This window comes from Bacteroides sp. M10, from assembly GCF_014334015.1.
GTDB lineage: Bacteria > Bacteroidota > Bacteroidia > Bacteroidales > Bacteroidaceae > Bacteroides > Bacteroides intestinigallinarum.
In genome coordinates this window covers 3996868-4017016 of sequence record NZ_CP060488.1, presented here as the reverse complement: position 1 = coordinate 4017016, position 20149 = coordinate 3996868, and the positions used below count along the sequence as shown (strand labels likewise).

Sequence of the window (20149 nt, the reverse complement as noted above, 5' to 3'; positions counted from 1 at the left end):
AGAAAAGGATAACTACAACCTCTAATTTTATCATTTATGGAATTAAATAAGATCTTTAAAGACGGTCTTTGGAGCACTGAAATCAATGTCAGAGATTTCGTAAGTCATAACATCACTCCGTATTACGGAGATGCTTCTTTCCTCGAAGGGCCTACCGAACGCACAAAAGCCGTATGGAACCACTGCCTCGAAGCACTGGCAGAAGAAAGAGCCAATAATGGAGTACGCTCCCTGGATAATGTCACCGTCTCAACCATCACTTCTCATAAAGCCGGATACATCGACAAAGAAAACGAACTGATCGTCGGTCTGCAAACAGATGAACTTCTGAAACGCTCAATCAAACCTTTCGGAGGTATCAATGTGGTAAGCAAAGCCTGCCACGAAAACGGTATGGAAGTAGACGACCAAGTAAAAGATATCTTCACTCACTACCGCAAAACGCACAACGACGGAGTATTCGACGTATATACTGAAGAAATCCGTTCGTTCCGTTCTCTGGGATTCCTCACCGGACTTCCCGACAACTACGCCCGCGGACGTATCATCGGTGACTACCGCCGTATGGCTCTCTATGGTATCGACCGACTCATTAAAGCAAAACAGGAAGACCTGCATAACCTGACTGGTCCGATGACTGATGCCCGCATCCGCCTGCGCGAAGAAGTGGCAGAGCAAATCAAGGCATTGAAGGACATGAAGGTAATGGGCGAATACTACGGACTCGACTTGAGCCGTCCTGCTTACACTGCACAGGAAGCTGTACAGTGGGTATACATGGCTTATCTGGCTGCCGTAAAAGAACAAGACGGTGCTGCCATGTCACTGGGTAACGTTTCTTCGTTCCTCGACATTTATATGGAATATGAATTGAGCAAAGGAACCATCACCGAATCTTTCGCACAGGAGCTGATCGACCAGTTTGTCATCAAACTGCGTATGGTGCGCCACCTGCGTATGCAATCCTATAATGACATCTTTGCAGGCGACCCGACATGGGTAACCGAATCTCTGGGCGGACGCCTCAACGACGGACGCACCAAAGTGACAAAGACCTCATTCCGCTTCCTGCAAACACTGTACAACCTCGGCCCTTCACCGGAACCGAACCTGACTGTACTGTGGAGCCCGGAATTGCCGGAAGGATTCAAAGAATTCTGTGCTAAAGTTTCCATCGACACTTCATCCATCCAATACGAAAACGACGACCTGATGCGCGAAGTACGCCAGTCGGACGACTACGGAATTGCCTGCTGCGTATCTTACCAGGAAATCGGAAAACAAATCCAGTTCTTCGGTGCACGCTGCAATCTGGCAAAAGCCCTGTTGCTTGCCATCAATGGCGGACGTTGCGAAAACACCGGTACAGTTATGGTGAAAAACATCCCCGTACTGACTAGTGACACGCTGAAATTCGAGGAAGTGATGGACAACTATAAAAAGGTATTGATTGAAATCGCCCGCGTTTACAACGAAGCGATGAACATCATCCATTATATGCATGATAAGTATTACTACGAGAAAGCCCAAATGGCGCTTGTAGATACCAACCCACGCATCAACCTTGCTTATGGTGTAGCCGGACTTTCTATCGCGCTCGATTCACTATCGGCCATCAAATATGCCAAAGTAACCGCACGCCGCAACGACATCGGCCTGACAGAAGGTTTCGATATTCAAGGCGAATTCCCCTGCTTCGGTAATGACAACGACAAGGTAGACCACCTGGGTGTTGACCTGGTATATTTCTTCAGCGAAGAATTGAAGAAACTTCCGGTTTACAAGAATGCCCGTCCGACTCTTTCATTGCTGACTATCACTTCCAACGTGATGTATGGCAAGAAGACAGGTGCTACTCCCGACGGACGCGCCAAAGGTGTCGCTTTTGCTCCGGGAGCCAACCCGATGCACGGACGCGACAAGAACGGTGCCATCGCCTCTTTGAGCTCTGTAGCGAAGCTACGTTACCGCGACTCACAGGACGGTATCAGTAACACTTTCTCTATCGTTCCTAAATCACTGGGAGCTACCGCGGAAGACCGCATCGAGAATCTGGTTACCATGATGGACGGTTACTTCACCAAAGGTGCTCACCACCTGAATGTAAACGTTCTGAACCGTGATATGCTGTATGATGCCATGGAACATCCGGAAAAATATCCGCAGCTTACCATCCGTGTTTCCGGTTATGCCGTAAACTTCGTGAAGTTGAGCCGCGAACATCAATTGGAGGTTATCAGCCGTAGCTTCCACGAACGTATGTAACAATCTATTTACTCTATATGACGATAAACGTACATTCATACGAAAGTATGGGAACATTCGACGGGCCGGGCTTACGGCTCGTCGTTTTTCTTCAAGGTTGCAACTTCCGTTGCCTGTATTGCGCCAATCCCGACACGATAGCCGGAAAAGGCGGCACGCCTACCCCACCGGAAGAAATTGTCCGCATGGCAATGAGCCAGCGCCCTTTCTTCGGAAAGCGCGGAGGAGTTACTTTCTCCGGAGGAGAACCGACGTTTCAGGCAAAAGCACTCATCCCACTGGTTCGTGAGCTGAAAGAGAAAGGAATTCATGTGTGCATAGACAGCAACGGCGGCATCTGGAATGAAGAGGTGGAAGAGCTTTTCCGCCTGACCGATCTTGTATTGCTAGACGTAAAAGAATTCAATCCCGCCCGCCATCAGGCATTGACGGGGAGAAGCAACGAGCAAACGATCCGCACAGCAGCATGGCTGGAAGAGAATGGAAAACCGTTCTGGCTGCGCTACGTATTAGTGCCCGGCTACAGCGATTTCGAAGAGGATATCCGCCAACTGGGAGAAGCCATGGGAACATACAAAATGATTCAACGCGTGGAAGTGCTTCCTTACCATACATTAGGCGTACACAAGTACGAAGCTATGGAACAAGAATACAAACTGAAAGACGTAAAAGAAAATACCCCCGAACAACTTGAACAAGCTGCGGAGGTATTTAAAGAGTACTTCACTACGGTAGTAGTTAATTAAATTGAGAATTGAGAGTTGAGAATTGAGAATTGGCTGCGCACTGTCAACTGTCAACTCTCAACTGTCAATTCATTTCGGCTTTCACTTCGAAACAGGGACATTCTTTGATCCGTTCCCACGGGTCGATGATTCCGTTGTAATTGGTGTCCGGGCTCAAATCCCGGTGTCCAACTACTTTTGCTTCAGGATAACGCAGTAACAGATCGTGTACCAGACGGTGCAAAGCCTCTTTCTGACGGGGAGTACGCGTGTCCGCCGCCTTTCCGTTTTCATCCAGACCGCCCTCATAGCACACTCCCAAACTGGTTGCATTATAGCCACGCGCATGTGCACCCACCATATCTTCATCCCGCATCGGTTCCACCTGTCCCGATTTACGAATGTAGTAATGATACCCCCAGCACGAAAAACCACGGAAGCGATGAGCCGTATCTACATCCTTAGCCGTAAAATCGCGGTCGACACGAGTGGCGGAACAGTGGATCACAATCAGATTAATCTTTCTCATCGTCCTGCTCCCTTTCCGTTGTTTTCACGTTGCACACTTCCTTGTGCGTAGCGTTATAACGCACTTCCCGCACCACCCTGTCACGTTTTCTCTTTCCGAAGAAAGGCAGAAGGCACATGATAACCTCCAAAATCTTACTTACAATCTCTTTCATTTTTTCCAAGAATTAATGTTATCAAAAAAAGGAATATCAGGCAGCCGGATCCGGAGCTTCGCCGCCACCACCCGAACCACTGCCGGAACCCTTGTCGTCATCATCACCATCTCCCCCATCATCGCCACTACCCGATTGCGCCACCGCACGTGTCAATACTTGCTGATAGCTAAGAATCTTCATCAATTCCGCCAACGTTTTTCCGGGACGGAAAATGATATGCGCCCCCTTAATCATCGAGCCGGAAAAGGTCTTGACGGATGCCGCACCTTCACTATTCAGCCCGATTTGCAGACTACCCAAATCGCCCAACCTCACAATGCGTCCGGCTTTCAGCGAGCGTTTCGCTTCATAAAGAATACCGGAAATCGCTGCGCGCACATCTGTCTCCGTACAGGTGGAACGACTGGTAATCGCCTCACACAACTCTTCGAAATCCAACTCGCCCGACGCCTGCGCCTGTGCATAATACTTTGCCGGTTCATCCTTCTTTGCGGGATTCTTACGCGGCACTACGGAATAAGAAACTGTCATTGCCATAATCTAATCATTTTAAAGTTTTCGTACATTCGGAATGCATTCCTTTCTTGTTAACGACACAAATATACGACCTCTTTCATTGTTGATATTCCCCAACGAAGTTTCCTGATTTCCAATGAATAAAAGTGAGGTTTTCCTTTCGATAAACCATTTATTTTCAGTAACTTTATAGGATAAAACAAGAATAAACAGTCATGAATTACAAAGAAAACCCATTCCTTATCCGCACCTATACCAAAGCGGAACTGGCTCATCTCTACAATCCCACCGTCTGCCAAAAAGTAGCTTTACAAATTCTACGCCGATGGATTGTTTATAATCTCCCTCTCCTGCACGAACTCGAAGAAGAAGGCTATCGCGCACGCAACCGACTGCTCTCTCCGAAACAGGTACAGACCATTGTGCATTATTTGGGAGAGCCCTAATAACTTATCACTATTTTTTCAAAAGTTTCATTACAAACCACCGTAAAGAAGTTTCTTTGCAACCGAAAAAACAACGAAATAAAGACATGAAACATTTCACCATTTTCCGCGACTTCTACCGCATCATAGCAGAAATGACCGAGGAAGAGATTGTATCCACTATCGGCAGTTCAAAATATCAGTTTATGATTGAGGATATACGCCGCAGTTTTCAGGAACAGGGAGAGAAAGTAGCCAATGAGAAAAAGAAAGAGCTGCCGTCTGTCACCTTCTCGGCCAGCTACCGGGGCGGACGTTCGAACGCCACACTCATCAGATACCAAGGATACATCGTGATAGACATCGACCACCAGAATCAAGAAGAGTTGATACGCATCCTGTCTTTGGCAAGAGGATGTGAGCACACCCGCATCGCCTTTATCAGCCCAAAAGGAATGGGACTGAAAATCGTAGTACGTGTATGCCGCCCGGACAGAACATTGCCTGAAACGATTCAGGAAATAGAAGATTTCCATACTGCCGCTTACAACAAAATTGCTTCTTTCTATGCCCGGCTCTGTGAGGTAGAAATCGACACGTCCGGTCAGGATGTAGGGCGTACCTGTTTGTTTTCACACGATCCGAATATTTACTTCAATCCCGATGCGAGTGCTTTTATCGTAGATCAGCCACCTATATTTTATAAATCTCAAAAGAAAAAGAAGGTATCCGAAAAGAAAAAACAGGAAATTGCACAAGGCAGCCACCCGATGAGTGAAGAAACAGCACTCAACTATCATTCTTCGCACGCTGCATTAATGGTGACGTTGAATTATTATCATAATAAGTCTGAAAAGTATATCATCGGAAACCGGAACAATTATCTGCATCATCTTGCGTGTACATACAACCGGCACGGCATCCCCGAAGAAGAAGCGGTAGCGTTTATCAAAAGCCAGTTTACCGACCTCCCCGCAGACGAAACGGATTCGTTGATTGCCAGTGCTTACACGCACACGGAAGAGTTCAACACGCGCAAACTGAATAATACACAGAAACGGATATTGCAGATAGAACAGCATATCAGCGAATGCTACGAAACGCGTTATAATGAGCTGCTCCACATCATGGAATACCGCCGAATGGTAGCCGACACAGAGCAGCCGGAGCCTTTCCGCATTCTGGATGACAAAATGGAGAACAGTATCTGGATGGAGATAAACGAGTTAGGATATGCCTGCAACGTGAAAATGATTCAGAATTTAATATACTCTGATTTCAGTGTAAGTTATCACCCCATCCGTGAGTATTTTGATTTGCTGCCTGAATGGGACGGGATGGATTATATCCGTATTTTGGCGGACAGTGTCCGCACCAATCATCAGAGCTTTTGGGCAGAGTGCCTGGAGCGTTATCTGGTAGGAATGTGTGCTGCCGCCACTCAAGATGAGATCGTAAACCACACGGTACTCTTACTATGCAGCGAGATACAGAATATCGGAAAAACAACATTCATCAACAACCTGCTGCCACCCGAACTGCGCGCCTATCTTTCCACCGGTCTTATCAATCCGAATAATAAAGATGATTTGGCCAAAATAGCGCAGGCAATGCTTATCAACCTCGATGAGTTCGAAGGAATGAGCGGGCGTGATCTGAACACTTTCAAGGATTTGGTCACCCGCAAAGTGATTAGTATCCGTTTGCCGTATGCACGCCGTTCGCAAAATTTCCCTCACACTGCTTCTTTTGCGGGAACGTGCAATTATCAGGAGGTACTGCACGATACAACGGGCAACCGCCGTTTCCTTTGTTTTCATGCCGACTCTATCAAGTTTATAGAAATCAATTATACACAGCTGTATGCGCAAATAAAGTATCTGCTCCATAAACCGGGTTATCAGTATTGGTTCACGCAGTCGGAAAATCAACGGATTGAAGAAAATAATGAGGATTTCGTTTTCCATTCACCGGAAGAAGAACTGGTGCTCACACACATTCGCAAACCGGAACGTTTTGATAAGGTATCTCATTTGACGGTAACCGAAATAGCGGAACTTATTCGGGAACGTACCGGCTATCAATATTCGACAAATACAAAAATCCAATTAGGGAAAGTGATGTCCAAGCATAACTTTGACTTTAAAAGAGGAAATAACGGAAAAAGATACGCTGTGTATATCATCGATATAGAACAAGTAAAATCAAACAGGTTATATGAATAAATATTGATTTTCAAAAACAAAAATGCAGAGCTTTTAATAACACTCTGCATTTTGTTTTTATAAAGACATAGTAAATTCGATTCTACAGCCTAAAGCATTCATGATCCTATAAAAAGTAGACACTTTAGGTTCTGTCTGTCCACTTTCTACCCGCGAAATATAAGAACGGTCGGAACCAATACGCCGGGCTAATTCAGCCTGGGTTATTTTAGCCTTTTTTCGTGCGTCTTCAATAATCTGTCCAGTGTAGAAAGCATAGGCTTTTTCTTCTGCTTCGGCACGTTCCGGAGTTCCTTCTGCTCCAAATTTTGCATCAAGAACTACATCATAATCTACTAGCTGATGATTGTTTATCTGCATAATACTCCTCCTTTATTTTTAATGCTCTTTCAGAAAGCCTCAAAGTAACCTCCGTATGTACGGATTTTACGTTTCTTTTCCATACTGCAAATATACGGATTGTTGTTCAACTATACAACAAAATCAACATTTTTATATTATTTTTCATTTTACTCATTCCCCAAAGTGTCAGGTGTGACAGAGGAATTTCAACTTTTCATCTTTTTATGTTTCTTCTTTTTATTCTAATAAAAAATATACGAATGTTATAAATCCTCTGTCACACCTGACACTTTTTTATTTGTTTTCTAAAAAAGGCGGCGGGAAATCTGAAAAACACAACTGTCTTTTTCAAATTTCCCGCCACATTTTTAAATCAACTCACTACTCTATGTAAGTTTGTCGAAATCTCCTTCACAATAATCTTTGAAATCTCCACTATGTTCTTTTTTCTCGTAAGAGACCAGTGTTTCCACACTAAGCGGTTTGCCCGTTTTCGGACTTATCACATCTATCACTGTTGACAAAGCGCGAATGGTTTGTTCACTATTAGAAGCCCCGTCATAAGTCAGGCGCCCCCGGTCAATGGCATTCAGAATAACGGTGACATACCTTTTCGGATTTCCCCGGTATTCTATGGCAGCAGGCGTCTGCGACTTTACTTCCCGAATCAGTTGACCGATAATTCTTTTTTTTGGTCAAGCAAGTTCATCAATTGTTCACTATGCACATCAATTTGTGCGTTCACTTCACGAAGTTCGTCTTTCAACGAACAATACAATTCATCATTAAATGAATTTTCCATAAAACAATCCTTTTAGTTATAAAAAAGCCATTCCGGAAAAGGCAGAAAGCTGCGGTATTTCCGGAATGACAAAGATAGATATTTGTTTAACTAATTGATGCAAAAAGTTAAACTTAATTATTTACAAATTTCTTATTGAGTCAAAATAGCTACTCCATGAGGCATAATTGGCTGTTGATGGAATATACGCTGTACGGCCCGTTTTGCATTCAGGATCAAATGTTTGCGCACCAATAGTAGGGGCTGTCGGAGCATTGGAATAAACATATTTCAACTGTGCACACTGCCAGAAAGCATAGTTGCCTATGGAAGTCACGCTGGCGGGCAATGCAATTGATGCCATTGGACACAAAGTGAACGCCCATTCTCCTATTGACTGTAAATTATTGGGCAAAGTGATGGCAGAAAGCTTTTCACAATGAGCAAAAAGATACTCCGGTATAGCTGTAACGGCTGTTTCCGACATATCAACAGCCAACAGGCTATTGCAGTTTTGGAATGCTCCGTTATCCAAAGTCGTCAATGAGGAGGGAAGCGTAAGATATCCTCCCACCGGATCTCCTGCCAAATTAATGCAATAGCCAAATGCCCGTTCTTGAATCTCGGTTATACCGTTATGAAATGTCACACGTTGCAAGCTCTGGCAAGAATCAAAAGTATTGTTACGAATTACGGTGACTCCTTTCGGGATGCGGAAATCTTTCAAAGAGTAACAGCGGAGAAACGCGGATTCTCCTATCGACGTAATTCTATCATGCAGGGTGATATGCTCTAGATTGTGACATTCCTGGAATGTCCAGTCGGGAATTTCGGTCACGGTGGAGGGGATGGAGATTGACCTGATGCCGCAACCGTAGAATGTGCTCGGTGAAAGATTCCGTACTCCTTCGTTGAGAGTGATCGTTTCCAGATTTTCACAACCCTCGAACAACCAGCGTCCCAAAGTCTGCACGCTTCCCGGGATATTGATAGTTCCCAAAGCGGTACAATTCATAAATGCTGCATCGTAGATGGTTTCCATTTTTTCGCCTATACGGAGATTGCGCAGATTTACGCAGTTTTCAAAGACCCATTTTCCTATGCTTCGGGCGTTCTCCGTATCAATCGTTTCCAGTGCGCGACAATTGGCAAAGGCGGCTTCTTCAATCGCGGTAACGGTGGCCGGAAGAACCACTCGTTTGAGAGTGGTATTCACCGGTTGAGGGTCATAAAAAGCCAGTCCACGGTTGGGCATAACGGTCAGATCGGTCATCGACAAATCCAATACCTCCAATGCATTCAGCGATTGTTTGATATATGCAAAATCGTCCGCATTCATGCTGCCTTTAATGGCGAGTTTGCGTACAGATCCATCTGTAACAACAGTACTCAAATTGCCTGCCGTACTTTCAGCGATCACCCCATCAAAATATTTCACTGGGCGGGCAACGGTAAATTCTTTGCCGTTTTTATCGGTAATGGTTACTTTCAGCAGGGCTGTCGCCGAGAGTTTGATGTCGGCAGGTGCGGTGAGCGTCACTTTGGCACTTCCCGCCACAACAGCACCTCCTGCGAAGCTCGGTTTAGTGATCTGCACACCCCATACTTCCTGCGTGGCGGCAGAGCGGGTTTGAACGTCCATGCCTGTCCCACTTTCGTTGGTAACGGTAGCTGCCAGGGTGGTATAATCTTCTTCTTTGAGAGTAGACGGTAGCGTCAGAGTGATTTCGTTGTTGGTTGCCGAAGCATAGAAAATCTCGTAGCTGTCAAAGCCAACCGTCACAAAACTTGATTTGGGAAGCGTTATTTTCGTTGTTCCATCGGCAAGCGTAAAGATGACGTTTGCAGAGTCAGTGGTATAGTCGATCCCATTTTCTGCGAAAATAGCATCTCCCTGTTCGCCTGTCACAGGTACTTTCTTGCCATTATTAAGCAGCCATTCACCATCTATCTTCCAATAGAAGCATTCTTCGAATTCGGCAATGCTGATGACGGGGGAATGACCGTCAGCACCGGTAGTGGAGATTTTATTTCCCGAGGCATCAAGCATCCAATCCGGTGCGGCATCGCCTGTTTTCACCGTCCAATAATAGTTTCCGTCCGTATCCTGCTTCACACCGATGACGGGAGTAATGCCATCCGTACCTTTTTCTCCATCCACTCCTTTTTCTCCGTGCCGAATGGTGACAGGACCGCTTTTACTGAAAGAAATAGTGTAGCCCACTTCTTTTGAATTTTCCACAATCGGGGTAACGCCTGTCACAAAGTCTTTTTGCTCTAATGCAGTGACAAGTCCTTGCAATGCACAAATTTGTGTGTTTGCCGTGTTACACCACGTTTCCAGTGTTGTGACTCTCGACTGGAGATCTTTTACATCTCTTTGCAGCTGCACAAGCTCGCCGTCATCACACCCAATAGCCATTACTACGAATAGTAGCATCAAACAGAGACTGTTTCTTCTCATACTTTACTTTGTTTTGTTATTAAATAAATGATTACCATACCTGCCTTGAATTACTTGCTAAGTAACGGAAACAGATTCTACAGTCAGAACAGGGCGCTGCGCACTGTAATCATCTCATTTACTGTAATTCTCGTAAAAGAATATACACAAGAAGAGTAGTCTGCACCAAAGTGAAGGGAAGCGGATAGAGAAGAATTTTGTATTTTTCGTAGCTCAACCTATATTTAATATGTGATAAGAGCTTTTTGGAGTTGTGTTTTTATAGTCTTTTTTGTTTGTGAGTAAAAAATCAATAAAAAAAGGAATCATTCATCCATATATTTCATATATTTGCCGAACCATCATGCCTTTCCGTTACTTAGCAAGTAACGTCTTTATTTTGCCGTTTCCGGTGTTTCTATCAGCTATTCCAAAGCCTCTGATTTCCTTTAAATACGTAATCCATTATTATCAAATTAGCCTTACTAAGTTTCTCGTTTTCAAAACGCTTCAGATAAGTGCGTGTCACTTCGAGGGAGGAATGTCCCAATCCCTCGGAAATGACTTCTTCGGGGACTTCACAATATTTTGCCAGCGTCGCCCAGGTGTGGCGGGCGGTATAGGAGCTGACAGGAGAGTCCACACCGCAAAGCGTGGCCAGGCGGGAAAGGTTATAATTGAATATTCGCAGCTGTCGGCGATATTCGCCATACGCTTCCTCTCCCCTGCTTCGTCCGTCAAGCAAATCGAGCAGATAAAGGGAGAAGGAATCTTTGCTGTGATAGCGCTCGATGATTGCCATCGCTTCCGGTGGAACCTGAATATTTAGTTCCGTACCTGTCTTCTGTCGGCGGAAGTGTAGGAAATATTGTTTTCCACCGCTCTTCTTCAGGTTCACGTTTCGCAAATGGATGAGGTCAGAAAACCCAATGCCTTGTAGTAGCAGCATCAATGTCAACAAATCACGCGCACGTTGCAGACTTGGGGATAGCCCTGTTTCACCAAGCATTGTCCGGCTGCAATTTTTCGCTATCAGTTCACGCATTTCACTGACTTCCAGCGCCAGTTTCTTTTCCGAAGTCACGCCTGTAAATACATGATGAAACAATCGAAGTTCTCCTTTTATGATTTCTTCGTCCACTGCCCGATTATAAACGGCACGCAAAGCGCGGAAATAAGTGGAAATGGTGTTCCAACTTCGTTTGTTATTGAGCAGGTATTGCTCAAAATGCTTCATTTCCATCTTGTTGAAGACACTGAAAGGTAAATCATTCTTCCCTTTATAAATACGGAGCGCCTTGAGGGCATAGCTGTAAATGTAAGCCGTCCCATAACGCTCTTCCTTTTTCAGGTTTTCAATCACCCGACTCATGTAATTCGTAAAACTTTCTGTTTTCATCATTCCAACTGTTTTTAGGATTTATTATTTTGTTCTCGTCTGCAAAGATTCAACTCGTTGCGTACAAAGAGAAAAAAGAAACAGGGAAGTTGTTTACGCAAATACAATTATTATATAGAAATTATCACTATCTTTGATGAGGAAAATTCAAAGATACATAGAATATGTACAATCTGATGCGTAAACTTCCTATTGGTATACAGACTTTTGAAGATATCCGTAGGAAAAATTATCTTTATGTGGATAAGACCGCACTTATGTGGCGAATGGCTAACTTGGGAAAACCGTATTTTCTAAGCAGACCTCGTCGCTTTGGCAAAAGCCTTTTGCTTTCCACATTCAAGGCTTATTTTCAAGGTAAAAAAGAACTGTTTGAGGGTCTTGCCATCGAAAAAATGGAGACAGAATGGAACGAATATCCTGTGCTTCACCTTGACCTGAATGCAGAAAAATATGATAGCAGTGAAAAATTACACGAAATACTTAGTCGCCAGCTAAGCCAATGGGAACTCCAATATGGAAAAGGAATTGACGAGAACACCCTGTCCGGACGTTTTGCCGGAGTGATTTATCGCGCCTATGAGCAAACAGGGCAGCAAGTAGTTGTGCTGGTGGATGAATACGACAAGCCTCTCTTGCAGGCAATTACCCATTTGGAATTACTTGAAGACTATCGCCAGACATTGAAAGCCTTTTATGGAGTGTTGAAAAGTGCCGATCCATATCTCCGTTTTGTTTTCCTGACAGGAGTTACAAAGTTCTCTCAAGTCAGCGTATTCAGTGATCTGAATCAGTTGAATGATATTAGTCTAGATTATTCTTACGCCACGCTTTGCGGTATCACCCGCGAAGAACTGGAAAGTACTTTCGAACCCGAAATTGAAACTTTCGGTCTCAAAAACAATCAGACACCGGCAGAGGTAGTCACTGCAATGGAACGCAATTATGACGGCTATCATTTTCATCCGGATGGTGCAGGAGTATTCAATCCGTTCAGTGTATTGAATGCTTTCAGCAAATTGGAGTTGGGCAGCTATTGGTTCCAAACTGGTACACCGACATTCTTGGTTGAACTACTGCAAAAAAGTGAGTATGATCTTCGTACATTATTAAATGGTATAGAAGCACCTGCTTCTTCTTTTGCAGAATACAGAATGGATGCTAATAATCCCGTACCGCTGATTTATCAAAGTGGATATCTGACTATTAAGGATTATGACAGAGAGTTTCAGAACTATCTACTTGATTTTCCGAATGATGAAGTGCGCTACGGATTCATTAATTTCCTTGTTCCATTTTACACTCCAATGAAGAACAACGATCAGGGATTTTATATCGGAAAATTCGTTCAGGAATTACGCACAGGTGATTACGAATCTTTCCTCACCCGCCTGGAAGCTTTCTTTGCCGATATCCCGTATGAATTGAATGCCCAGACCGAACGTCATTATCAGGTTATCTTCTATCTCGTATTCAAACTGATGGGACAATTCACAGAAGCGGAAGTACGCAGCGCCCGTGGACGTGCCGATGCTGTGGTTAAAACACCGGAATATATCTACGTGTTTGAGTTCAAATTAAATGGGACCGCAGAAGAAGCAATGAAGCAGATCGACGAGAAAGGATATCTAATTCCTTATCAGAAAGACCACCGGGAAATAATAAAAATCGGTGTGGAATTTAGTGCGGAAACTCGCAATATTAATCGTTGGCTGGTAGAAACGACATAAATATAATAAAAATATTTCGGGAAGAATCGTAGCTATGAACTTCCCGAAATAAAAACCAATACCATTAAGAATAAACATTTGTTATCCTCTTTTAGAAACAAGCTTTTTTCAATCTAACCTAATATACCTGAAGCTAATCCGTCTCTCTTGATTTTGCATTCCAAACCAACAATGCAAAGAGTACTGACAGCAGAGCCGCACCAATCCAGAACCAATTGATGTACGTGAAATCATAAACATCAACTCCGTTCTGAACCGTCTTCTGACCCTCTATCAGAATACCACTCATCACATCTTGTAAACCGGCTCCAATATAACTGGCAATACCCACCACTCCCAATGCTGCGCCAGAGGCATTGCGGGGAGCAATATCGACAGCCATCAGTCCACCCAGAAAACAGATGAGCACTCCGATACCCAACCCGAAAAGTACCATGGCAAGTACATCTATCCAGAAGTGTACGCCCGGAACAAGCAGGAACAGGCAAAGAGCGGAAACATTCATCAATCCGAATACTAAAGCAGGAATATTACGACGACCGGAAAACAGCTTATCTGAAATGACTCCCGAAAACATGGTACCGATAATACCACAAACCGGACAGATAGAAATAATAAAACTCGCATCCAGTGTGGAGTAGCCTTTCTGGGCTTCCAAATAGAAAACGCCCCAACTATTGATAGCGTAGCGGCTGATATACATGAAAGCACTCGAAAGAGCCAGTATCCAGATGGCAGGCATCAATAGGACTTGTCGCTGCGCTTTATTAAAATCGGCCGTTTCTGTGGCACTCATCTCCTTTTTCTCTTCGGGCGCATTCATAGGAGGAAAGCCCTGACTTTCGGGAGTGTCATGGAAGAACTTCCAGACAATCAGTGCGCCAATCAGCCCCACAACACCCGCCCCGAAGAAACCGTAACGCCAGCCCAGCACACTGACGATGGAGGCAATAATCAGAAAGGTTAATGCTTCACCGATGTTGTGGCTGGCAGACCAGAATCCATAGTAGGAACCCCGCTCCTTATCCGTGAACCAACGGGAAAGGCCTACCACACAAGATGCGGCTCCCATAGACTGGAACCATCCGCTAATTCCCCAAAGTATGGCGAACAGGAGGAACGAATGGGTAAAACCCAGACAAAGATTAACCAAAGCCGTAACCAGCAAACCAGTGGTCATAAAACGATTGATATTGCTGCGGTCGGCCAGGAAACCATTCGTGAATTTGCCGAGGGCATAGGTGAAAAACAGTACAGAGCCGATAATGCCCAGTTCAGTTTCCGAAAAGATACCCTCATCCACAATGGGTTTCTTTACGACATTCAGACTAAGACGGCAAACATAGTACATACCGTAACCGAAAGTGGCTGAAAGGAAAGTAGACCATTTCAGGTATTTAAGGCGACGGGCTTCGGAGGAGGACAAAGACTCCCCATTACAAGGTCTCGGTGAAGAGACCTTGTAAAAGTTGATTAGTTGTTTCAGCATGTCTGACCGTTTAAGGATGGAGATTCTTTTTCTTCAGATATTCGAGAAGTTCGCGAGGCCTGTCTGTTTGGATAAGACGGATGTCCTGCCGGACAATCCATCCCCAGCTCTGTTCGTACTTCTGTTCCTCCACTGCCTTGTCATCATCATGTCCACCGCACAGTTCAGGCCACATGACATTTACAAAGACTTCGGCCCCACTATCACGCACTTTTTTAATCAGGCGCAGTGTCTCTTCGGAATCCTTACTAAATACCAATTCGAAAACAGTGGGTTTAAGATTCCGGATATAGCCGTCGATGATGGTCTCTGCTTCGGGATTATCCAGATTGACAACAGGCATAAATGTCATTTTCTGAAGTACATCTCCATGCTCGCTTGCCACCTTCTCATACGGAAAATCAGACTTGATGATGCATTGATGAGTAGTACCCGTTTTTTCCAGAATCTGATAGGCCTCCTGAAAATAGTCATATCCTTTGTCTACATTGACCAGAATCTTTCCTTTGCACAGGTTCATCACCTCTTCCAGAGTTGGAATGAGGTGGGCGGTCTTATGTCCGGCTCCGTTTTTCAAACGGAATTTCTTCAGTTCTGCCAGGGTATAATCCTGTGGTAATCCTTTTCCGGTGGTTGTACGGTCTATCTTTTTATCGTGCATCAGGATTAAATGCCCGTCTTTGGTTTTCTTCAAGTCTATTTCAACCATATCCACTCCCATCTCAATGCAATTTTTGATGGCTTGCAGGGAGTTTTCGGGAGCGTTGCGCCAGTCGGCACGGTGTGAAACGACCAGTACCGACTGCCCGTCAATGTTATGAAGTGCCTTATTTACATTTTCGTCTGATTGTTGTGCACATGAGATAAGAGCACACCACACTAACAGACAGCTACATAAAAATCTATTTCTTATCATTCTATTCTTTCTTTGATTGATATGGATTATTAGGGTTGCGCAGGTCCGTCTTCTACCTTACGGATGGCATGATTGGAGTAATCGGCTACATACAATGCACCGTCGGGGCCGAACTGGCAACCTTCGGGATTATTGAATTCTGCCTGTGAAGCAATTCCGTCCGCCATGCCTGCTTTATTTTGTCCGGCATAGGTTGAAACTTCGCCATCGGGAGTGATAATGCGAATACAATGGTTTCCCCTGTCGGCTACATAGAAATTGCCATCTTCACCCACATCGCCTTGTGACGGTTCGTTGAACTTGGCAGAAGTGCCCGTCCCATCAGCATATCCTGTCACTCCGAAAGAGCCAGCTAGTAATTTCACACCACTAAATTCTCCCGTAACGAGATCATAACTTACCTTATATATCACATGATTCTTACGTGAAACAATATAAGCGGTCGTGCCCGACTTATCAAATGCAATTCCATTGATATTCCCCTTACTCGCAGCCGTGCCCGAAGCATCCGGGAGCTGGAACTTAGGAATAAAGCTCGTTCCGTCATACTGATATATCCATGAGCCGGAATGATAGCCAATGAAAACAGCACCTGTCTTCGGGTGTACTTTCACGGCTGTGATACCTCCCTGTTCCCACAGTGAAGTCAGGTTTTCGAACTTATTTCCGTTTCTAGTCATTGTGCCGAATCCCATAATTCCGTCTGCATTATTATCATTGGCTATATACATCGTATTCTCGTCCAATGAGAAGTCGATAGCCCGCATTCGCTGTACCAATGAGCTTTCCGAAGCTTTCAGCAGGGTGGTCAGCTGGTTGTTCCCTGCCACCCGGATACATGCCATATCATCTGCCAGACTTGCTCCGTCTTCAACAATATACAATGCTTCGTCTTTTCCCCACGCCAAATAGCGGGGTTTGGACAGGGTAGCCACAGAAAAAGCTCCGTCTGTCTCACCACTGCCTTTTCCCCCTAAATAGGTAGACACGACCTGATTGGATACATAAGTGAAATTCTGGTCATAAATCAAGATTTGCGCATTGGGTCTTTCACCGAGGATGACTCTGACTGTTCCCGAGCTCGTACCTTTCTGCACTTCGGCTGTGATGACTTCATTGGTGACTGTTTTCACCACTGCTTCTTTTCCGTTTATTGTTACCTTGACATTATTGAGATCTGTGCCAAAGTTGGTTCCGTTCAAAGTGAGCAACGTATTTCGTCCGCCCGTGACAGGGGAGAAATCTGTCACTTCCGCTTTCTGATTCTGCGGTTGGTCGTCATCGCTACAAGCATAAAACACGATGAACATGATAAATAATGCCGCTAACGGGCCTCTCTTTACTATATAATTGATTGTTTTCATATCTTTTTTATCTGCTATAATTCAACTTCATTTCCATATCAGTTTGCAACTTCCGGACGGGATGTCGGGCGACAGACGTAGGGGCCGGATATCTGCTTGATTTTACGTTTGGTATTGTTATCCTCCAAGATGTAAACATAGTATTCGTCGCCTCCCGGCAATACCCGGACAACAATATGTCCTTGCTTGCTTTTCATCTTTTCCGTATTCTTGCCAATGACTATTTCAGCGGCAGGATGCAGATTGGTGGCGAATACATCTCTCTTTTCGGGATACAACTGTTTGGAAAGCATTCGTTCCAATGTAGAATGATTGGGATGCAGGGCATCACTTGCCTGAATAATAAACACCCGAGGAGACAGAGTTAAAATAAAGGCATCATTAGTGGCATTGTTGTATCCGTGATGATTCACGCAACACACCTCCGTGCGCCCCACGACGGGAGCCATCGGCGTTTCTACATCATGAAACAGGCTTCTTCCCGGTTTCGGATAGCCGGTCACATCTCCTCCGGTATAATACGAAAAGTGACCGTATGTGATTTTCAGCGCACAACTCAACGTATTCTCTTGCGGAATATCATACTTTTCCAATGTACTAAAATCGGGAAACAGGTATTTCGTCTCGTGTCCCTTTCCCGTCCACAGCCAGCCATTGGCATAGATGTTTTGCACTTTGAAATTCCCGGCATAACGGATGGAATCATGCAAGAGTTTGAATTGATTCTCCACTCCCGGACGGAATTGTTCGGCATTGATTCTACGTTTCGTAAAATGCAAAAAATTGAAGTAATTCTTTATCATTTTATCTTCTGTATCAACCAGGAATTTGTAATCCGGAAATCCTCTGTCCACCAGTGTACTTATCTGAAGGTTCTCTGCCACCGCTATTATTCCGGTATTATAATACCTGCCCGATTCGTTCTTCATCTTGAGTACACCTCCCATGTGGTCGCTATGGAAATGGGTAATCAACGCATAGTCCAACTTCTGATTTTGAGCAGGTGCCATGGCTTTGATATAATCCACTATCCATTCGCCGGGAGTACGGCCGGCATTGGGTTTGGGTGGTACGTGTCGGGGGTTGCCGGCTTTGTTTTCTCCTGCATCTATCAGCATCGTGGTACCGTCGGGAAGAATGAGATAGGCACATTCTCCACAGCCTGTATTGATGTGGTGAATATCCATATATCCTTCCTCCCATGCAGACAATGCCTCTCCCACTTTCTGCGCGAAAGAGGCTATAGGGAGAAAACATAAAAGCAGTACAATTATTGTTTTCTTTATTTTCATCTGGGTTGTTACACTTATTAGTTTTTCATAACAGTATACAATTATATCACATTAGTAGCCGGGATTTTGAGGGAACTTGTCCGGATTGTCACGCAAGGTCACTTCACTATTGGGAACCGGGAACAACAGATCGTCTTTATCTATGATGATCCCAATCTTTGAGAGTTCATTGATCGCATTTCCCGAACGGATCAGGTCGAACCAGCGTTGCATCTCCATCGGGAATTCCAAACGTCGTTCGAGGAAGATGGCATCCCGGAAAGTATCCTGATCGGAAAGTTGATTGCCTGTATATGCTCCGGCAGCGTAAGAACGTGTTCTGACATCGTTTAGTGCCAACAGTGCCGGACTGGTTGCAGAATTGTCGAAAGAAACTTCATTGCAGGCTTCGGCATACATCAGCAATACATCCGCCCAACGGAGCACCGGAGTATTGTATCCGTACTGTTCCAATGTACTCTGAATATCGGCATATTTCACCAACAGATTATTATCGGTATTGGTGCCTTTCATGCTTCGCATCAAATCGGCGCGACGGTCGGAAGAATGGTAGATACATTGAGCGGCATTACTTAGTTTGAATGCTTCGTTCAAGTCGGCCTGATTGGCGTAATAGGTCAGAGCATTGCGTCCCTCTCCTGCTATATCTTTATCAAAAATGACTTCAAACAAGATTTCTTTATTCATGGTTTGCGGTGACCAGCCGGTATAATTCTTGAAATCGGAAGCCGAACTTCCCTGTACCGGTGCCGTGCTGAATACATTGGCAATATCGGGCAATAATGTATGCGTGCCGACATTATCCGTATTTATAAGTTCGCCCAGTGACTGTTTGGCAGCCTGCCATTTCTTTTCCTGCAGATACACTTTACCTAACAGAGCTTTGGCGGCCAATGAGGTGGCACGTCCGGAGTTTTTCCCGGTGAATACTTTCGGGAGGTTATTCGCATCCGAAGCAAATTGCAAGTCCGTTTCTATGGCTGCGTATATATCGGCCACTTTATTGCGTTCACATTCTGCCACCTCCGTAGCCGTCAGCGGAGTGAGAATCAGCGGAGCATCGCCCCAGAAACGAACGATGTTGAAGTAACACAAGGCCCGCAGGAAACGTGCTTCGGCTTCGTACTGGAGTTTCAACTTGCTATCTTTTACTATGTCAATGTGGTAAATCACATTATTGCAGCGGTATATCGTTTCGTATGTTTTTTGCCATACGCTACGGAAGATCTGATTATCAGACTGTGCCGTAAATATTTTAATGCTATATTCACGTCCGGCATTTCCTCCGGTGTTGGCAAATGATCCTAAATCGTCCGAACGGACATCGGTCATAAGCACCATGTATTCTTTATACATAGCTCCTGCCTGTAAGTTGGCATAGGCAGCAGTAAGCGCATACTCTATGTCTTCTTTGTTTTTATAGAAGTTCCCGGTGGTCCCGGTGTTTCCTTCTGGCTTCTCATCGAGAAAATCGCTACACCCCGACAATGAGAACAGGGTAACGGTTATGATACACAGGTGGATTAATATGGTTTTCATATCTTTCATTTG

General features: G+C 44.7%; 18 protein-coding genes. 5 read left to right on the top strand and 13 right to left on the bottom strand.

Going from position 1 to position 20149, the window contains the following annotated elements; translation table 11 throughout:
* The first annotated feature begins 36 nt into the window (after window positions 1-36).
* Together pflB and pflA are read left to right on the top strand one after the other, a co-directional pair.
* The gene (gene pflB / locus H8796_RS14325; RefSeq protein ID WP_117935174.1) at window positions 37-2265 is read left to right on the top strand and encodes a formate C-acetyltransferase; all 2229 of its coding nucleotides are present in this window, start codon (window positions 37-39) and stop codon (window positions 2263-2265) included.
* Between the two features lie 17 nt (window positions 2266-2282).
* The gene (pflA, locus tag H8796_RS14320) at window positions 2283-3011 is read left to right on the top strand and encodes a pyruvate formate-lyase-activating protein (RefSeq protein ID WP_117935176.1); all 729 of its coding nucleotides are present in this window, start codon (window positions 2283-2285) and stop codon (window positions 3009-3011) included.
* Between the two features lie 64 nt (window positions 3012-3075).
* On the opposite strand, the gene H8796_RS14315 is transcribed toward pflA, so the two are convergent.
* From H8796_RS14315 to H8796_RS14305, 3 genes are read right to left on the bottom strand one after another with little or no spacing between them, the layout of a single operon-like run.
* A complete protein-coding gene (locus tag H8796_RS14315) occupies window positions 3076-3519 on the bottom strand; it encodes an N-acetylmuramoyl-L-alanine amidase (RefSeq protein ID WP_117935178.1) in 444 nt (147 codons plus the stop codon).
* Window positions 3506-3673 (bottom strand): hypothetical protein, encoded by a 168-nt coding sequence (locus H8796_RS14310; RefSeq protein WP_187343815.1) that lies wholly within the window; start codon window positions 3671-3673, stop codon window positions 3506-3508. The genes H8796_RS14315 and H8796_RS14310 overlap by 14 nt, the downstream gene beginning before the upstream one ends.
* A gap of 36 nt (window positions 3674-3709) precedes the next feature.
* Complete coding sequence (locus H8796_RS14305) at window positions 3710-4213, bottom strand: HU family DNA-binding protein (protein WP_117935180.1); 504 nt, start codon at window positions 4211-4213, stop codon at window positions 3710-3712.
* A 194-nt stretch (window positions 4214-4407) separates the two neighbouring features.
* Between H8796_RS14305 and H8796_RS14300 the strand changes: the two genes are divergently transcribed.
* Both H8796_RS14300 and H8796_RS14295 read left to right on the top strand, forming a co-directional pair.
* Window positions 4408-4638 (top strand): DUF4248 domain-containing protein, encoded by a 231-nt coding sequence (locus H8796_RS14300; protein WP_117935182.1) that lies wholly within the window; start codon window positions 4408-4410, stop codon window positions 4636-4638.
* An 86-nt stretch (window positions 4639-4724) separates the two neighbouring features.
* On the top strand, window positions 4725-6842 hold the full coding sequence (locus H8796_RS14295) for a BT4734/BF3469 family protein (RefSeq protein WP_187343814.1): 2118 nt from the start codon (window positions 4725-4727) through the stop codon (window positions 6840-6842).
* A gap of 57 nt (window positions 6843-6899) precedes the next feature.
* Here H8796_RS14295 and H8796_RS14290 read toward each other — a convergent pair whose 3' ends face one another.
* From H8796_RS14290 to H8796_RS14275, 5 genes are all read right to left on the bottom strand, one after another.
* Window positions 6900-7202 carry a helix-turn-helix transcriptional regulator gene (locus H8796_RS14290; protein WP_117935184.1) on the bottom strand — a complete coding sequence of 101 codons (303 nt, stop codon included), beginning with the start codon at window positions 7200-7202 and terminating at the stop codon, window positions 6900-6902.
* Between the two features lie 368 nt (window positions 7203-7570).
* A complete protein-coding gene (locus H8796_RS25640) occupies window positions 7571-7852 on the bottom strand; it encodes a hypothetical protein (protein WP_370449213.1) in 282 nt (93 codons plus the stop codon).
* Complete coding sequence (locus tag H8796_RS25415; RefSeq protein ID WP_255421189.1) at window positions 7852-7986, bottom strand: hypothetical protein; 135 nt, start codon at window positions 7984-7986, stop codon at window positions 7852-7854. The genes H8796_RS25640 and H8796_RS25415 overlap by 1 nt, the downstream gene beginning before the upstream one ends.
* A gap of 121 nt (window positions 7987-8107) precedes the next feature.
* Window positions 8108-10429 carry a leucine-rich repeat protein gene (locus tag H8796_RS14280; RefSeq protein WP_117935188.1) on the bottom strand — a complete coding sequence of 774 codons (2322 nt, stop codon included), beginning with the start codon at window positions 10427-10429 and terminating at the stop codon, window positions 8108-8110.
* Between the two features lie 400 nt (window positions 10430-10829).
* Window positions 10830-11810, bottom strand: coding sequence for a site-specific integrase (locus tag H8796_RS14275; protein ID WP_309574224.1), 981 nt, complete (start codon window positions 11808-11810; stop codon window positions 10830-10832).
* A 161-nt stretch (window positions 11811-11971) separates the two neighbouring features.
* On the opposite strand from H8796_RS14275, the gene H8796_RS14270 reads away from it, so the two are divergent.
* The gene (locus H8796_RS14270) at window positions 11972-13537 is read left to right on the top strand and encodes an ATP-binding protein (RefSeq protein ID WP_117935190.1); all 1566 of its coding nucleotides are present in this window, start codon (window positions 11972-11974) and stop codon (window positions 13535-13537) included.
* 133 nt (window positions 13538-13670) lie between these two features.
* On the opposite strand, the gene H8796_RS14265 is transcribed toward H8796_RS14270, so the two are convergent.
* Genes H8796_RS14265 through H8796_RS14245 form a run of 5 tightly spaced genes read right to left on the bottom strand, consistent with a single transcriptional unit; the run spans window position 13671 to window position 20137 of the window.
* On the bottom strand, window positions 13671-15026 hold the full coding sequence (locus H8796_RS14265; RefSeq protein WP_117935192.1) for an MFS transporter: 1356 nt from the start codon (window positions 15024-15026) through the stop codon (window positions 13671-13673).
* A gap of 10 nt (window positions 15027-15036) precedes the next feature.
* Window positions 15037-15942 (bottom strand): glycerophosphodiester phosphodiesterase family protein, encoded by a 906-nt coding sequence (locus tag H8796_RS14260; protein ID WP_117935194.1) that lies wholly within the window; start codon window positions 15940-15942, stop codon window positions 15037-15039.
* 29 nt (window positions 15943-15971) lie between these two features.
* Window positions 15972-17306: an IPT/TIG domain-containing protein gene (locus H8796_RS14255; protein ID WP_117935196.1), complete on the bottom strand. Its 1335-nt coding sequence runs from the start codon at window positions 17304-17306 to the stop codon at window positions 15972-15974.
* Window positions 17307-17344: 38 nt separating this feature from the next.
* Window positions 17345-18598, bottom strand: a complete 1254-nt coding sequence (locus tag H8796_RS14250) for a ComEC/Rec2 family competence protein (protein ID WP_117935198.1) — start codon at window positions 18596-18598, stop codon at window positions 17345-17347.
* Window positions 18599-18649: 51 nt separating this feature from the next.
* Window positions 18650-20137 carry a RagB/SusD family nutrient uptake outer membrane protein gene (locus tag H8796_RS14245; RefSeq protein WP_158570823.1) on the bottom strand — a complete coding sequence of 496 codons (1488 nt, stop codon included), beginning with the start codon at window positions 20135-20137 and terminating at the stop codon, window positions 18650-18652.
* Window positions 20138-20149 lie beyond the last annotated feature (12 nt).

Bases quoted from the DNA above. Each gene is read 5' to 3' on its own strand.
- pflB (WP_117935174.1), top strand. From the start codon at position 37: ATGGAATTAAATAAGATCTTTAAAGACGGTCTTTGGAGCACTGAAATC.
- pflA (WP_117935176.1), top strand. From the start codon at position 2,283: ATGACGATAAACGTACATTCATACGAAAGTATGGGAACATTCGACGGG.
- H8796_RS14315 (WP_117935178.1), bottom strand. From the start codon at position 3,519: ATGAGAAAGATTAATCTGATTGTGATCCACTGTTCCGCCACTCGTGTC.
- H8796_RS14310 (WP_187343815.1), bottom strand. From the start codon at position 3,673: ATGAAAGAGATTGTAAGTAAGATTTTGGAGGTTATCATGTGCCTTCTG.
- H8796_RS14305 (WP_117935180.1), bottom strand. From the start codon at position 4,213: ATGGCAATGACAGTTTCTTATTCCGTAGTGCCGCGTAAGAATCCCGCA.
- H8796_RS14300 (WP_117935182.1), top strand. From the start codon at position 4,408: ATGAATTACAAAGAAAACCCATTCCTTATCCGCACCTATACCAAAGCG.
- H8796_RS14295 (WP_187343814.1), top strand. From the start codon at position 4,725: ATGAAACATTTCACCATTTTCCGCGACTTCTACCGCATCATAGCAGAA.
- H8796_RS14290 (WP_117935184.1), bottom strand. From the start codon at position 7,202: ATGCAGATAAACAATCATCAGCTAGTAGATTATGATGTAGTTCTTGAT.
- H8796_RS25415 (WP_255421189.1), bottom strand. From the start codon at position 7,986: ATGGAAAATTCATTTAATGATGAATTGTATTGTTCGTTGAAAGACGAA.
- H8796_RS14280 (WP_117935188.1), bottom strand. From the start codon at position 10,429: ATGAGAAGAAACAGTCTCTGTTTGATGCTACTATTCGTAGTAATGGCT.
- H8796_RS14275 (WP_309574224.1), bottom strand. From the start codon at position 11,810: ATGATGAAAACAGAAAGTTTTACGAATTACATGAGTCGGGTGATTGAA.
- H8796_RS14270 (WP_117935190.1), top strand. From the start codon at position 11,972: ATGTACAATCTGATGCGTAAACTTCCTATTGGTATACAGACTTTTGAA.
- H8796_RS14265 (WP_117935192.1), bottom strand. From the start codon at position 15,026: ATGCTGAAACAACTAATCAACTTTTACAAGGTCTCTTCACCGAGACCT.
- H8796_RS14260 (WP_117935194.1), bottom strand. From the start codon at position 15,942: ATGATAAGAAATAGATTTTTATGTAGCTGTCTGTTAGTGTGGTGTGCT.
- H8796_RS14255 (WP_117935196.1), bottom strand. From the start codon at position 17,306: ATGAAAACAATCAATTATATAGTAAAGAGAGGCCCGTTAGCGGCATTA.
- H8796_RS14250 (WP_117935198.1), bottom strand. From the start codon at position 18,598: ATGAAAATAAAGAAAACAATAATTGTACTGCTTTTATGTTTTCTCCCT.
- H8796_RS14245 (WP_158570823.1), bottom strand. From the start codon at position 20,137: ATGAAAACCATATTAATCCACCTGTGTATCATAACCGTTACCCTGTTC.